The sequence below is a fragment of the Marinomonas sp. PE14-40 genome (genome assembly GCF_051623805.1).
Classification (GTDB): Bacteria; Pseudomonadota; Gammaproteobacteria; order Pseudomonadales; family Marinomonadaceae; genus Marinomonas.
Genome location: NZ_CP130700.1, coordinates 2,786,900 through 2,801,494, shown reverse-complemented (window position 1 = coordinate 2,801,494; position 14,595 = coordinate 2,786,900). Strand labels below are relative to the sequence as shown.

Annotated in this window: 16 protein-coding genes; 12 read left to right on the top strand and 4 right to left on the bottom strand. The window is 41.3% G+C overall.

Going from position 1 to position 14,595, the window contains the following annotated elements; translation table 11 throughout:
* From Q0A08_RS13030 to Q0A08_RS12985, 10 genes are all read left to right on the top strand, one after another.
* Window positions 1-441 carry a hypothetical protein gene (locus Q0A08_RS13030; protein ID WP_438461979.1) on the top strand — a complete coding sequence of 147 codons (441 nt, stop codon included), beginning with the start codon at window positions 1-3 and terminating at the stop codon, window positions 439-441.
* Between the two features lie 341 nt (window positions 442-782).
* Complete coding sequence (locus Q0A08_RS13025) at window positions 783-1,328, top strand: hypothetical protein (protein WP_438461978.1); 546 nt, start codon at window positions 783-785, stop codon at window positions 1,326-1,328.
* A complete protein-coding gene (locus Q0A08_RS13020; protein WP_438461977.1) occupies window positions 1,321-3,063 on the top strand; it encodes a replication endonuclease in 1,743 nt (580 codons plus the stop codon). Before Q0A08_RS13025 ends, Q0A08_RS13020 begins: the two co-directional genes overlap by 8 nt.
* On the top strand, window positions 3,053-3,313 hold the full coding sequence (locus tag Q0A08_RS13015; protein ID WP_438461976.1) for an ogr/Delta-like zinc finger family protein: 261 nt from the start codon (window positions 3,053-3,055) through the stop codon (window positions 3,311-3,313). The genes Q0A08_RS13020 and Q0A08_RS13015 overlap by 11 nt, the downstream gene beginning before the upstream one ends.
* Entirely contained in the window at window positions 3,310-4,692 is a 1,383-nt protein-coding gene (locus tag Q0A08_RS13010) for a DNA cytosine methyltransferase (RefSeq protein WP_438461975.1), read from the top strand. Before Q0A08_RS13015 ends, Q0A08_RS13010 begins: the two co-directional genes overlap by 4 nt.
* Window positions 4,693-4,929: 237 nt before the next feature.
* Window positions 4,930-5,595, top strand: a complete 666-nt coding sequence (locus tag Q0A08_RS13005; RefSeq protein WP_438461974.1) for a S1 family peptidase — start codon at window positions 4,930-4,932, stop codon at window positions 5,593-5,595.
* A complete protein-coding gene (locus Q0A08_RS13000) occupies window positions 5,595-6,008 on the top strand; it encodes a hypothetical protein (protein ID WP_438461973.1) in 414 nt (137 codons plus the stop codon). Before Q0A08_RS13005 ends, Q0A08_RS13000 begins: the two co-directional genes overlap by 1 nt.
* A gap of 297 nt (window positions 6,009-6,305) precedes the next feature.
* Window positions 6,306-6,917 (top strand): antA/AntB antirepressor family protein, encoded by a 612-nt coding sequence (locus Q0A08_RS12995; protein ID WP_438461972.1) that lies wholly within the window; start codon window positions 6,306-6,308, stop codon window positions 6,915-6,917.
* Window positions 6,918-7,096: 179 nt separating this feature from the next.
* Window positions 7,097-7,567 (top strand): hypothetical protein, encoded by a 471-nt coding sequence (locus tag Q0A08_RS12990; protein WP_438461971.1) that lies wholly within the window; start codon window positions 7,097-7,099, stop codon window positions 7,565-7,567.
* A gap of 149 nt (window positions 7,568-7,716) precedes the next feature.
* Complete coding sequence (locus Q0A08_RS12985; RefSeq protein WP_438461970.1) at window positions 7,717-8,145, top strand: LexA family protein; 429 nt, start codon at window positions 7,717-7,719, stop codon at window positions 8,143-8,145.
* 333 nt (window positions 8,146-8,478) lie between these two features.
* Here the strand turns inward: Q0A08_RS12985 and Q0A08_RS12980 are convergent, their stop codons facing one another.
* Window positions 8,479-8,640 carry a hypothetical protein gene (locus Q0A08_RS12980; RefSeq protein WP_438461969.1) on the bottom strand — a complete coding sequence of 54 codons (162 nt, stop codon included), beginning with the start codon at window positions 8,638-8,640 and terminating at the stop codon, window positions 8,479-8,481.
* Window positions 8,641-8,961: 321 nt separating this feature from the next.
* Here Q0A08_RS12980 and Q0A08_RS12975 point away from each other — a divergent pair, with 321 nt between their 5' ends.
* Entirely contained in the window at window positions 8,962-9,750 is a 789-nt protein-coding gene (locus Q0A08_RS12975) for a hypothetical protein (RefSeq protein ID WP_438461968.1), read from the top strand.
* A gap of 81 nt (window positions 9,751-9,831) precedes the next feature.
* Here the strand turns inward: Q0A08_RS12975 and Q0A08_RS12970 are convergent, their stop codons facing one another.
* Genes Q0A08_RS12970 through Q0A08_RS12960 form a run of 3 tightly spaced genes read right to left on the bottom strand, consistent with a single transcriptional unit; the run spans window position 9,832 to window position 13,478 of the window.
* The gene (locus Q0A08_RS12970) at window positions 9,832-10,569 is read right to left on the bottom strand and encodes a DUF7217 family protein (protein WP_438461967.1); all 738 of its coding nucleotides are present in this window, start codon (window positions 10,567-10,569) and stop codon (window positions 9,832-9,834) included.
* Complete coding sequence (locus Q0A08_RS12965; protein WP_438461966.1) at window positions 10,569-11,645, bottom strand: phage portal protein; 1,077 nt, start codon at window positions 11,643-11,645, stop codon at window positions 10,569-10,571. Before Q0A08_RS12965 ends, Q0A08_RS12970 begins: the two co-directional genes overlap by 1 nt.
* Window positions 11,646-11,657: 12 nt before the next feature.
* Entirely contained in the window at window positions 11,658-13,478 is a 1,821-nt protein-coding gene (locus Q0A08_RS12960) for a terminase large subunit domain-containing protein (RefSeq protein ID WP_438461965.1), read from the bottom strand.
* A gap of 167 nt (window positions 13,479-13,645) precedes the next feature.
* On the opposite strand from Q0A08_RS12960, the gene Q0A08_RS12955 reads away from it, so the two are divergent.
* Window positions 13,646-14,566: a GPO family capsid scaffolding protein gene (locus Q0A08_RS12955; RefSeq protein ID WP_438461964.1), complete on the top strand. Its 921-nt coding sequence runs from the start codon at window positions 13,646-13,648 to the stop codon at window positions 14,564-14,566.
* The last annotated feature ends 29 nt before the right edge of the window (window positions 14,567-14,595 follow it).

Genomic DNA, 14,595 nt, shown 5'->3' with positions numbered 1-14,595 from the left:
ATGGTTGCCTGTAAAAAAATGCACTGTACAGAATGCGGATGGGGTGGCACAGAATGTGAGCTAAAAAGAGATGATTTCTCTAATGCTTATTGTCCTGAGTGTTGTCACTTTGATTTTCTGATTGATGATGCCGAGCTGATCAGGAAGAAAATAATTAAGCCTGTATATAACCGCCAAGCAATGGCTGAATCTCTTAAATCTAAGCACGCCCAATACCTTGAAACCCTAAGAGGACTATTAAAAAACGTATCTGATAGTCATGCCAGAACAAGGTTAGAACGTCTAATTGAAAAAGAAGCTTCTGTCTCAATTGAGCCGATTATTTTGGAGCAAAGTGATTGGGGATTGAAATGCTTTTTAGACTCTTTTGACTCTTCCGCCATTGCTGCGGTTAAAGCTATTGAAAGTCGTTTTAGTTCGTTCATCGAAAGGGAGAGTTAACCATGTGCAATTCAAACCAAACACAATGCATTAACTGCAACTGGAAAGGGCACGTTCATGAGCTGGGGAAATCGAGGTCTCATATTTCAGATGCTTATGAAACCTATTGCCCTAACTGCGGCTTGTTCGACTTTCTCATAAATGATGACGAACTAGACCAGATGATATTAGACGAACCCTTGCCCTCTCTGGGCGAGTTGTTGAGGTTGTCATGTCTGGGTTAGCGCTGTCTTACCAGCAGCTAAAAGCCATTTTAAACCACATGCCGCCACCGCCTCTGCGTTACCAAATTTGGGACGCATGGAAAGAAGAAAAGAAAGTAATAGAGGGAGCTAACCACAATGACTGCCCAGCCTGTAAAAGTGAAAGTACCACAAACGTTTCTCTTCACATTCACCACCACTGATCTAAACCTAATGACAGAAATTGCTAACCATTGGATGAAGATGTACGCATGCCATGAAATAGAACGTGGTGAAGTAGTCGGTTATCACTTTCTCACGGTTTGGAACCCTATTGTTACCCTGCAAAAGCTAAGAGAAAAACCCACCTTCAAAACCGACTCAATCCAAAAGGGCGGTTATGAATGGGGGATAGGCGCGCAACATGATGTGCCTTTATGCGTTTACGAAATACAAATGCTGTGCGAGATGGTAAAGGCGGCGATTGAATGCAGGCTTAACAAGTTCTTGCTGATCGACAAAGGGGTAATGGCCGAAGTAGTAGAGCGCCGGTTAACTTGGTCTTGGGCGAATAGTGCCGTGACTATCGCGCTTTCTCGAAAACTGGAACTACTCGAAAACTTTGCGGGTTTATTTGCTGGCCATAGCGCTTATCAAACAAGTTGCTTAACCCTTGAAAGGCTAAGTGGGGTGGCATATGCATAAGCCTACTGAGCAGTGTATAGAATGGCGCAATGATTTACTTAGCAATGTGAGCAATGAAGACGATACTTTCTTGCGAATAAAGCTCGTTGAGTTAGACCAAAGCGAAGGTTATGTAAAAGCCAATTCTTGGTTACGTGGCGTGATTGAGCGTTACGAGCTTTTAGCTAAGGTTTCCGTTTTACGCCCCCTTGTTGGTAAAGAAGCAACCCGTCTTGCCAAGTATGAAGGCCAAGCCGCCGCGCTTGATTGGATGCGTGGCGTGGTAGAGCGTTTGCAGTTCTGCGACAAGATGATAACTGAGTTAGACGGCCAAGAGCTTTCCCAATGGGCATGGCAAAAGAGCAATGATTTCGAAGTAAAGCTCTATGCCATTGGCACACAGCACAACCCACAAGCAGTAAAAGACTTCATTAAATTAGAGTTAATGAATATTGGCCAAACGTTCGGTGATTGGAAAGATAATGACAAGGTGGTTGGCCTTGCCGCTAGGATGATCACAACCGAATGGTGGATAAGACAAGCAAAGCGACAATGGGTAGTGGTCGAGCAAATATTAAGAGAGTGTGGCCAAGTAAACCGCTTTGCTTCACCTTATCTTTCTGACTGGGCACTCCGTAAAGAAGAACAGAAACAAGAGAATAACAAGGCCTTTCTTGAAGGTTGGGAAGCCACCAACGACAAAGGCCAAACTTACACTTTGGCTCAATTATCTGATTTGGGTATTTCTAACCCTGATCACCGTTTTGCAGAGCTGATAGTGAGAATCAAAGGCCTAGAAGAAGTGGCCGAAGAGCAAGGGCATGAAGGCTGGTTTATTACTTTAACGTGTCCGTCTAAATTTCATGCTTATTCTGGGAGTCGCCGAAATAACAAATGGTGGAAAGAAGGGTGTCCAACCATTCAAGATGCTCATAACCACCTTAACCATGTTTGGGGGTTGTTTCGTGCTTGGTGCAACAATCACGGAATCCAATTTTACGGCCTGCGAACGGTTGAACCCCATCATGATGGTGCACCTCACTGGCACCTCATGCTTTTTCTAAAACCTGAAGATTCCAAAGCATTCTTGGCCAAATTTGAAGCTTATGCGCTTCAAGTAGACGGTAAAGAAAGGGGCGCTAAAAAGCACCGTTTTGTAACAAGGAAAATTGACCGTGAGATAGGATCGGCCACGGGCTATATCGTCAAATACATTTCCAAAAACGTACACGGTAAAAATATTGATACCGACCACGAGACAGGCCGAAGCGGAACAGATGCCGCCAAGCGCATAGTGGGCTGGGCCAGACTAAACCGCATAAGACAATTTCAATTTATAGGTGGGGCATCCGTTACCGTTTGGCGCGAACTAAGGCGCTTGGGTATGGATGCCGCCCCCAAAGCTTTTGCTGATATTTACCATGCTGCCAACCGTGCCGACTTTAGCGGCTTTGTTAAATTAATGGGTGGTGTTTTCGCGGGTAAAGACCAGACACTCAAAACCTATTACAGCGAACCAGAAGAAAACCAATATGGTGAACTCGTTAAATCAGTAAAGGGCGTGGCTAATGGTATAGAAGTTGTCATTACCCGCATTTACGAATGGACAATACAGCGCAAAGGGGCTGGCTCTAAAGAGGACGGCGAAGCCGCTCCTCCTTGGACTCGTGTCAATAACTGTACGCCAGCTCATTTGCTGGAAGAAATACCCATTGAAAGTTATCAGGATGAAAGAGGTGGTGCCAATGTCTTTTAGAGTGGAATGTCCAAACTGTGGCAGTAAGGCGGTTATCCATAATAACGCCAATGTGGGCAAGGAAATTGAAGGTGTTTTTATGAAAGACCTGTATTGCCGTTGTACCAATTTAAAAGACTGCGGTTGCACCTTTGTTGTGTCTGCCTCTTTTTCTCATTACCTAAACCCACCACAACGGGACGTAGTGGATTTGGCAAAAGAAATACTCAGGAAAGAAAACCAACTTACGTTAGGGGGTATGGGGTCATGAAAGAATTAATCGTTGATAACTTCGCAGGTGGTGGCGGTGCCAGCACAGGTTTAGAGCTTGGCTTAGGTCGTCATATTGATATTGCTATTAATCATGATCCTGCGGCCATTGATATGCATAAGCTTAACCATCCTGAAACAGAGCATTATTGTGAATCTGTTTGGGATGTTGACCCAGTAAGCGCCTGCAAAGGCCATCCTGTTGGCTTCGCTTGGTTCTCACCTGACTGTAAATATTTCTCAAAAGCAAAAGGTGGTAAACCTGTAGACAATAATATTAGAGGCCTTGCTTGGGTCGCGGTGCGCTGGGCGGCTTTGGTGCCTGTGCGCATGTTTGCCCTAGAAAATGTTGAAGAGTTTAAAGACTGGGGGCCACTCGTAGATGGAAGGCCATGTAAAAAGCGCAAAGGGGAAACTTTTAAAGCCTTTATTGATGCACTTACCACGGGCTTGTCATTAGATCACCCAGCCATTGAAGATGTTAAAAATGCACTAGGTGAAGGCTTTGATTTAGGTGCCATTGAAAAAGGGCTTGGGTACCAGGTGGAATGGAAAATATTAAAAGCCAGTGACTATGGTGTGCCAACAATCCGTAAACGCCTTTTCTTAATTGCTCGTAAAGATGGTGAGCCAATCGTATGGCCAAAGCCAACCCATGGGGAAGGCTTGCAACCCTTCAAAACCGTGGCCGATATTATAGATTGGAGTCAGCCGGTTAAATCCATTTTTAATAGAAAAAAGCCAATAGCAAAAAGCACATTAAAGCGTTTGGGCATGGGCCTAGATAAATATGCTTTTATTGATAACCCATACATGGTGCCTGATCAGCAATCCATTAGTTTTATCACTGAGTTTGCTAATGCGAGTAATGCTAGAAACATGCCGATTGATGAGCCAATGCGTACATTATGCGCCCAAGTAAAAGGGGGGCATTTTGGCTTAGTGACTAGCCACATAGTGAAGTTTCGCGGGGATAATGTCGGCCATGGTGTTGATGAGCCATTGCATACTATTTCATCCGGTGGCAACCACCTTGGGGAAGTTCGCGCCTTCCTCGTTGAATACTACGGAAACGGCGTGGCCCATTCTCTAGAAAAGCCTTTGCACACACTCACCACAAGAGACCGTTTTGCCTTAGTCATGGTAAAAGGCGTGGCTTATCAAATCGTCGATATCGGCATAAGAATGTTACAACCTCATGAGCTTTTCTTAGCCATGGGCTTTCCGGCTGATTACAAAATATCTCATGACTCACAAGGCAAAAAACTATCGAAAGCCAGCCAAGTTGCCCGTTGTGGTAATGCGGTTTGTCCACCACTGGCCGAAGCTTTGGTGATTGCCAATTATCAAGAACCAAGCCAAGTGCAAGTGGCAGCATGACCGCCAAATCTAAGTGGGCTGAATCTGTGTTCAGTTTTAGATTGCTGATAGGATGCGGGGTTGTATATAGATCAATGGATTAGAGCTTAAGTGTTGGTTTTAACTTAGGTGAGGAAGTAGTTTATAAGACGTCTTTTTTTAAGTATGTGCAACGTGTTTCTTGTAGAAAGTCTATCTTACAACATAACTATGGCACTTTAAAATTGTCAGCTTACATTTAAAATTTAAGGAGCGCGTGTGAAAATATTTACTCAAATGGTAGTTGTAATCGGTCGAGTTAGAGCAGGAGTTGTTAATATGTTGGGAACAGGCTTTTGTGTACAAAACGATGGATTAATAGCTACGCCTAGACATGTTGTTGGTGATAGTGATGAAGGTCTGGTTATTATAATGCCACATATTAATGATTTTTCTCAGTATCAAGATGTAAGTGATAACCGTTGCCAAAGTATCCCCGTAACTATTATTGAGAGTGATCCAATAAAAGATATTGCTGTGCTAAAAATTCAAATGCCATTTCAAGGTTTAAATTTCATTAATGAAACTCTTCCAAAATTGGGAAGTTTTGATTCATTGGATGTTTCTGAAAATGTACATGTTTATGGTTACCCTCATTGTGTTCAAGGACGAAGGGTTTTAACTTATCAAGGGGCTGAAATTGGATCTAAAGTTTTACTAGAATCAAATGGAATTAAAAGTAAATATGCAGTTATAAATATTCAATCACGCCCTGGGCAGTCAGGGTCAGTTATATATTCACCTAAGAGTCAGGAAATTGTTGGTATGTTAAATGGAGCTTATGTACCTGAAGGTGCTGGAGCCTCAATTGCAGGAATTAATCCTCATGAATTAAATCAAACAACACAATGCATATCAGCTCACTATATTAAGGAAATGCTTTAATGAACATTGAAAACGCTTCATTTGAAGAGTGGCTAGAGCCACTAAAATCTTATCAAAAAAATACAATTTTAGAACTATCAAGCAAGCATGGTGTGGAAGAAGCGGTTAAGCTCTGGATATCTGCCCAAGGGCCAAAGTCTACAGTTGGTTTCGGCGGAGGTTCCAGCCCAGAGCCATTTTACGATAGGTTTTTAGAAGAGTTTCGAAAATTTATGTGCGGTGATTCTTCGTATGAAGAAGTTCGTCAACAACTTGGAATGGAATCTAACTTAGTAAAAAATGTTTGTATTATTACAATATCAGCTGCAATTGGGGCTACTTTAGGTTTTGCCGCTACGATACTGGCACCAGCAGTTGCGGCTTTACTTTTTTTAGTCGGTCAAATGGGTGTCAATGCTTGGTGTGCAGTGTAAGTCTACAAACAAGAATTTCATATCCTTGATTGACACAATGAGAAAACAACCGCTACCATTACTGTGCGCTGGCAAAATCCAGCGTCGGGATTCTCACCCCGTTTTACCGTAGCGGCCTAAAACACGCACCGCGTGTTTTTTTGTGGCCGAGATTCGCCTGTTATGGTGGATCTTTATTAGGCTAGCCTTGGCTAGGCCGTTCCTACGGGCGGTTGTGAGAACCTAGTTTAGATCCGCCACCCTTTATGATATCTCACAGTCATATGGTGGTTTTTAACAGACCGTAGGAGGCCAATGATGGCTATGCAATCCGAAAACCAAGTAGAACGCTTGAACTCAAACGAAATCCTTTCTCTACATTCTCATGTAATCAATGAACAAACTTGCGATGCCGTTAATGCCAAAGATCTTCATATCTTTTTAGAAGTTGGTCGTCACTTTGCTGCATGGATTAAAGCTAGAATTACTCAGTATCAATTCGTTGAAAATGAAGACTTTATTTTGATTACCCCAAACGGGGTAACCAAAAGTCAGGGTGGTGATAGACGCTCTTTGAACTATTTCATTACCTTAGACATGGCGAAAGAACTGGCCATGGTCGAACGGAACGATAAAGGCAGACAAGCAAGACGCTACTTTATCGACTGCGAACGCCAACTTAAAAACAATACCTCGCCAGCCATAACAGGCACCCAAGATACCGACAAACTCCAACTTTTAAATACCATGGTCCGCTCTATGAAGTTGCGCCAGCCCGTTGTCATCATCCCCCAAGCAGACGCCATGGACATGGTAAGACTCATCCGAGGCTATCAAAACCAAATCAGCCAACTACAACGGCACCCAGTCTGGGTAGACGGCGTCATCAACAACATAAAACAAGCCACTGGACTGACACTAGGTGAGTAAACAAAAACGCCCCTAAGCTGGGGCGTTAGTTGTTGATACAAATACAAAAGTACGTAGAATCAAGCGAAATAGCCAAGGAAGGGCACAGTAGATATGTAACCCTTCCTTATGTAATTAATCAAATGTGATGTTCTTAATGCGGTGATAAACTGGATAAAAGAACGAGGTGGTTCGTGAATATGGATAGACAGTTTTGGGCTTTAAGTATTGGTCATTTTATAATCTCTATGAACGAAATCGATCATCTAACTAGTATTATCCGTTTAGATATTCTCGAAGAAGATCTTAGTAAAAACTGGAACAAAACGGCCTTAACCGTAAAGCTTAAAAAACAGATTACAGCTCTTTCTGAAGCTGATAACAATTACCCAGAACTCATTAAATTACTTAATGAGGCTCTAGAGTTATGTGGTATGAGAAATTTAGCTGCCCATGGGACTTTTGCTTTGGATGGTCGACTCCCTCCAACGGAAGGAAAAGAGTCTCAATATAGTTTGTATTCGATCAAGCATGAGCATCCAGTAACAAAAGAAGAGATCGAAATGATTACCAAAAAAGCTATTCAGTTGTCTGATAGTATTGCTGAAAGAATAGCTTTGATCTCAATGAGTAAGAATAGAGAGAAACGAGCTAGTAAGGGGGCAGCCTAGGAACATATAACCTGTAACTTAAATTGCTTACGTTGCATAAGAGCAAGGTTGAAGGCGTGGATCTTGGGTTAACTCGCAGCTAAAATTGAACCATTATAAAAAATCACTATACTGTGTATATGTACAGTTGTTATTTTTATGGTTTAAATATGAACGTTACCTTTATCAATCCCCCAGACCCAACCAAGCCAGATTACAAAATCCCTTTCATGGCTGATTTGGTGCCTGCTGGCTTTCCTTCCCCCGCTCAAGACTTTGTTGAAAAGCGCCTAGACGTGAATGACCTATGTATCCCTGATCCGCCTAATACCTTCTTGGTGACAGTGGATGGGGAATCCATGGTAAACGCAGGCATTCATGATGGTGATACGTTAGTGGTTAACCGTGCCTTAAAACCTCGCCATGGTGATTTCGTGGTGGCAACGATATACGGAGAGCAAACCGTAAAAGAGCTACACACAAAGCCAAGAGTGAGATTGATGCCACACAACAAAGCATTCAAACCAATTTACATCAATGCAGAGTCAGAGCTGATCATAAACGGCGTCGTCACCAGCGTGGTGAGGGTGTTGAAGTGAGAAAACTATAGATACAAAAGCCGCTCATATAGAGCGGCTTTTGTATTGCAAAGGCTAAGTTACCAGAAACGGTTTATTAGCCAGTTAACCAAAAGTAGAACAACAGATTGCGCTATCTTTTTGGCTAACTCCTTGATGAAATTCATCATGACAATATCCTATAAAATTTGGATTAAATACCCCTTAGAAAAGGGGAGGAATTCTCATCAATAAAAATCAATTCATTTGATGATGTAGACGATAGGGCGCATAAAAGCGGTAATCAAGGTTAGAAAATGAAAATAATCACAAAAAATTATTTTTTAGATGTATATCTATAAAGTTAAACATTTTCTATTGAAGTGATTTTGCCCGATACTCCAATGCCTGATTAAGCTCTTCTTGCAACTGCTCAAGGCGCAACGCCACATTGTGTTGATTTTCATCAGGTAGGTCAGAAAGGTCTTTCAATGACACCGCTTTTAGATCCATTAATAGCAGTAAAATTTGTTCCATCGTAACGCTCCTTGTTGATGGTTGATCAGTAACCCATTCCTTGGGTACACATAAGTTAGTTGATCTGGCAAGTTATGCAAATATTTCTTTTAAATTACCTATAGGACAATGACATAACTAGTATTGATTATTGCGCCAGAAATAAAATGTTGTAAAATTAATATAGTACACTGCATGGGATAATAACGAATTTTGTATCTTGACAACGAAGGTGGTGGTTAAATTTTCTTCCCCTTTTTTAGTAATAAAAATTTGTCGTTTTTTGCCGTGAATAAATCCAACAATATGTTCGTAATTTTTAGAAGAAGTGGAGAGTGAAAGTTGTTCAGCCAAGTAATTAAGCATCCATTAACGATATTTCTTGCAGGTACATTAATTGCCATAATTCTATATTTTTTGGCTAAATCGGAAGCTGAGCCAAAATATTCGGTTCAAGTACCGAGGTTGTTAGCTGAAGTGACAGATAAAGCTGAAGATCTAACTCTTCTTTGGAAGAAACGTGAAATTGCTAATTTATATACCACAGACATATTAATTTGGAATGATGGAAATGACTTTATTGATAAGTTGATGCTTTCAGAAACAGATAGGTTAAGAATATGTCCAAATGAAAATACAAATATTCTTCAAGCAAGGTTTACAAAAACATCCAGAGAAAATTTGAAATTTACTTTGGATAAAAGTGAAACAGGAAATTGTTTATATATTAATATAGTGGGTGATGAGGCTATAGAATCAGGAGGTTTAATTAATGTGTTATTTAGCGGAAATCAGGACAGTGAATTTACTATTTATGGTCGAATAAAAGGTTATAAGGATGGGTTTCAAGCAGTCCAATGGGTTAATAGTTCAAAAAATGAATTTTTATATAATTATGGTTTATATATAAACATATTTTTGGTTGGTTTAGTGTTAATTTATGGATTTTCTATTATTGTAAGATTGTATAGAAAACTAAGGAGATCATCAAATATACACAATAAATTTAAGTTTTATATTTTGAATTTTATGAGTTTAATTATTGGAGTGTTTTTTATTACAATGGGACTCTATTCAACGTATGAAATATATAATTTTATTTTAATGGATATCGATTGGGCTAAGGGTTAGCAAGTTTTTTAAAGCATTTTTAAGCGTAGCCTTTTTACTCAATTTTAATTAAATGTAACATGTTGTTGTACTTATAAATTATTAAAATAACTCCACCAAATCCCCCATCTCAAAATGACTCAATAGCACTTGGGTGATTTCTGGGTTAGCCAAACCCACTAAAAACGGCCTGACACAATCATCATCTAGTAAGGCACTAAACCCCATCGACTTAGCCATTTGCATGTGTTGTTTGTACATCTTATCAAGCATCATGACTTCGTTCGAAATCATCCCCACTATCCCTGCCAAGCTGCTGGCCAGTTCTGCGGTGACTCTATCAAGCAAGGCTTCAAACGCTTCAAGGGTTATGGTGTCTGCATCATAGTTAGTTATGCCTTGGTCTAGTTCATCCATGCTAGTGCTGGCGGCTTCTAAAAGCGAATCCGTGGCACCATCCAAGGTACCTGCTATGGTGTTGATATTGGTACAAGATGCGGGAACGTTACTTATATAACTATCAACCTCTTTAACGGCTGATGCCACTTGCATATCGTTGATTAAATTATCTAATCGTGCGCTTACGTGAGCGTTTAAATTGTTGGCCCCTTGGCCGTAATTACCTAAAGCGGTTTGGCAGTTTTTAACCTTGGTTTCATCCGGCAAAATCTCAGTACTTGGAATGGCTGGCGGTGGGTCAGGTGGCAAGTAATTATTTAACCTAAGTATCAATTGATTGGCTTGGCTGTTGGCGGCGGTTGCTTTGCTCATGGTCGCACTCTGAAAGCCCGACCCAGCACCAAAAGCATCAAATAACCCTTTGTTAAAATTTAAGCTCATTAGGATGCTCCCTTATTCAGTAACCAACGAGGTTCATTAAAAGAAATCTTGCCCCTGCTTGGGAGTCTGTCGTTTAGCTCTTTCCAAATGGCTTGGGCGGGTAAGGTTTCGCAGTCGTAATAGACTTCTCGAATATTTTTTAAATCCCCATGCCCTGCGGCATTGAGTGGCATTATTGACGATAATGCAGCGGGTACCCTGTGCATGTTGAGTATGTCTTGCTGGGTGACTTCTTTAATTTTGTCGTACTCATCTTTATTGCCAAAGTCCCCCACGGGGATTAATTGAATGCGGTCTTTGGTGTAGCCCGGTTTACCCCCGATTGTGGATTCCATATTTAAATACAGGCTTCGGTGGTTACCAGGTCCTTTTGTTTGTTTAATGGAATCTTCTAAGTCCTGTGCTTCTTCATCATCTAAATCAAAGGTCACTAAAATATAACCAGAATGGGCGCCATTAAGGTAATAACGGCGGCGGTAAAGGGTGGCGGCTTCGCCCAATAGAATGCTTTGAATACCACTAAAGTAAGTGGGTATGCCATAAATGCTTTGGCGTATATCGCCCCCGTTTAGGTGTAAAACATCATTAGCTTTGTATTCGAGTTCGTCACCTTGCTTAGTGAGTAAGAAGAAGTTGTTATCTGTGCCCACGCGCATATTAATGGCAGGCAAACGAACATAGCGATTAATGCCGCCTAAGCGGTTTCGAATCGCGAAGAAGTAAGCATTTTTAAAGACTTGATAATCCGCAATAGCGAGCCTTGCTTCTGTCCTAGATATTAAGGGGTTGTCTTTCCAATTACCTAAAAGCTGTAATTGCTTAAACTCTACAGCGGTTGCATGGGTGCCATTGGCATACAGAGTTTTGGCTAGGCCAGATAAACTGACAGGCGGCACATAATAACGTTCGTTACTGCTGGCAAATACACCTAGATAATCTGTTATGTTGCTACCTAGCGCGGGTTCTGGCTCGCCAAAAGTAAAGGCGCGTGCTGATGATTTAGGCTTTTCTATTGGTACCAATGCTTGTGCATTATGGTCTAGCCGAACACGTGGTTTATCTAATGCTGTACTCATTGTATTTTCCTTTTATCCAGACATGGCCATGCGGGTTTTAGACTTGGCTTTTTCTGGTTTTTTAGATTTGGTGTGTTGTTTCTCTGCTGCCATAGCGTGGAAAATAGCCCAAGCTAAATCAGCGTGACCCACGCTATCTTTTCGACTGGCCCCATAAGTAATGGTGCCAGCATGAGTGGTAATTTGATTGATCATCATGAGTGACTGGGTAAGGTCTTTATTGCCCATGTCATATTCAAAGCGGCCCCCGTCAATAAGGCGTTTAGCGCGGGTTACCATGTCCACTTTGATGGCGACGGTGTACCAGATAGGGGTTAGGTTTTTTAGTTTTAAATCAAGGCAACATTGGAAGGTATCGTGCCCAATACCTGTGGTATCTATGCCACACCAAACCACATTAAAACGGTCGTAAACTTCTTTGATTCGGCTGGCTTGGTATTCAGACGTTAAGCCTTTGAATTGTTGGGTTTCTATCACTCGCCATTTTTGACCAGCGTGTAAGGGAACTTCTAGAACCACTAAGGCGGCATTGTCTTTTACTCGGCTTGGATCGTAACCAATGGCCACGGGGCGGTTTTCAGATGGGGTATCACTTTCAAAATCAACATCTGTCCATTTGCTGTAGGCGTCAACCATGCACTTAGTGAGCGTTTTAAATGGAAAGACGCTTTCATTATCATCAACAAACTGACAACCAAATAGGTTTTCATAATCGGCTTTGCTGTACTCTGCTTTGAGTTCGTCTATATCGAATAAATCACAGCCCATGCGTTCTGCATCTTCAACTGTTACGAGATGTCGCCAAACCTTATCTGCACCTAATGAACCTTGTTTTAAGGTGTTATCTGTTAGGTCTATCTCAACTTTATTCTTGCGGTTTTTATTAAATTTCTTACCACTCCACTGATCATAAGCGGGGTGTTGCAGTGATGATGGGGTGGAGAAATACGTGCGTCGCCATTTCTTCTGGGATGCCATGCCGCTGGCAAGTTTTTGTAACTTGTCATAGCCATGAATCCAGAATACTTCGTCAACATATAAGTGGCCGTGGTAACCCTGCGCAGTGCTTGAGTTGGTTGATAAGAAATAGAGTGTTGCCCAAAGTTTGCCATCTTTATAAAGCTCGATTTTATCCGAGCCTTTTAACTCAATGTCTAAATGCTCACGGGCGAAGGCTTGAATATAGCCTTTAAATATTTGTGCTTGCGGTTTGGATGCAGAAAGGAATATTTGGTTTTCACCTTTCTTAACGGCATCTTCGAAAGCTTCCCAGGCGAAATAATAAGTGGCCCCAATTTGTCGGCTTTTCAGGATAAAGCGATTACGTTTTAAGGCTGGGTCTTGTGAGATTTCACGCCAGAGCTTTTGATATACAAAAAGGTTATTTGCGGCCCAAGTGTCAAATACGCCTAGATTGACATTGCTGATGTCGTTCTTTGTCGATTTTTTCTTATTGCGACTATTACGGCGATTGTTTTTCGTTTGGGCGCCTGCCACGGCTTCTGGCTCGCCTCTGTCTATGGCTCTGGCTTCGGCCATGATCTTTTCTGCTTTGGCTAAATCTTGTTGCATGCTGCCAAAGAATTTACAGAGAGAACCTAGCTCTAATACTTCCTCTTTGGTTTTGTTGTCTCTGTCTGTTAGTACCCCAATTCGACGTGCGATTTTCATTTCTGGGGTTTCTTTTATGACTAACGATTCCCACTCAAACTTATTAATCCAGTTAAAGATAGTGCGTTCAGAAACCTTGAGGCGTGCGGCTATCTCGTCCGGTTTGTGGGCGTTTATAAAAAGCTCTTTTGCGAGTTCGATTGTTTCTTTTGAGTGGGCCATGTCGCAATACTAGCGGCCAAGGCAATGAGGAATAACTTTAATAAATACAAATACTTGGGATAACTTAATTATCCCAAAATGTTGGATTTTACCTGCTGGAAACAGTTTGTTTTCAGGCTTATCTTTTTGGTTATTAGATACATATTAATCAATAGCAGGGAATTGAAATGGCGGCAAAATCAGGTTGGTTTAAGGTAGCAACGGCAGGGCCAACAATAGACGGCCGTATCATTGAAGAGCAATGGCTTTTTGACATTGTTGAAACTTACGACCTTGAAGAGTACATAGCCAATATCTTTCCTGATCACTACTCATGGTTGGGCAATCATGGGCAAGTTTTAGAAGTCAAAAAAGAAAAAGATAAAAAGAAGCGTTGGTGCTTATTTGCCCGTGTGAAACCAAACCGCTTACTTCTTAATTTAAATAAGGCTGGTCAAAAGCTCTTTACCAGTATTCGAGTTGAGCCTGACTTTGCAACGACTGGCAAAGCTTATTTATCCCACCTTGCTATCACAGATACCCCAGCCAGTTTAGGTACTAGCCAACTTGAATTTAGCAAAGAAGAAAATCAGAAATTTAGCCATGTCTTTGGTATGGAAGAACCCATTGAGCTGACTTTTGATGACTCAGACGAATTAGATAATTTAGCTAAAGAGGTCGTTAAAAATGAAGGCTTAAGTGATCGTTTAAAAAGAATGTTTAGCAAACAAAACTCTCAAGAACAGGATGACGAACCCATGAGTAAAGCAGATAGAGAAAGGCTAGAAAAACTTGAAGGCCAGATAGGTGAATTTTCAACAAGGCTAGAAAATTTAGTTGAAGGTCAAATTAATGAATTTAAAACCCAGTTAAATGGGTTGATCAGTAAAAAAGGTGAATCTAACGGCGAGGGCGAATCTGAATTTAGCCAAAAAATGAAAGATTTGGAAAGTCAGGTGGCCAGTTTAAAAGAAGAAAACCAGTCCTATAGCACGCTGAAAACAGACTTTGAAAAGCTACAAGGTGACTTTGCCGACGCTATGAAAGATGTAGGTGAAGAACCACCAAAAGGGACGGGTGAAGCTGGGGAAAAATTTGAAATTGTGTAACCCAAGTTGGCTTAGGTCTTAAAGATTGG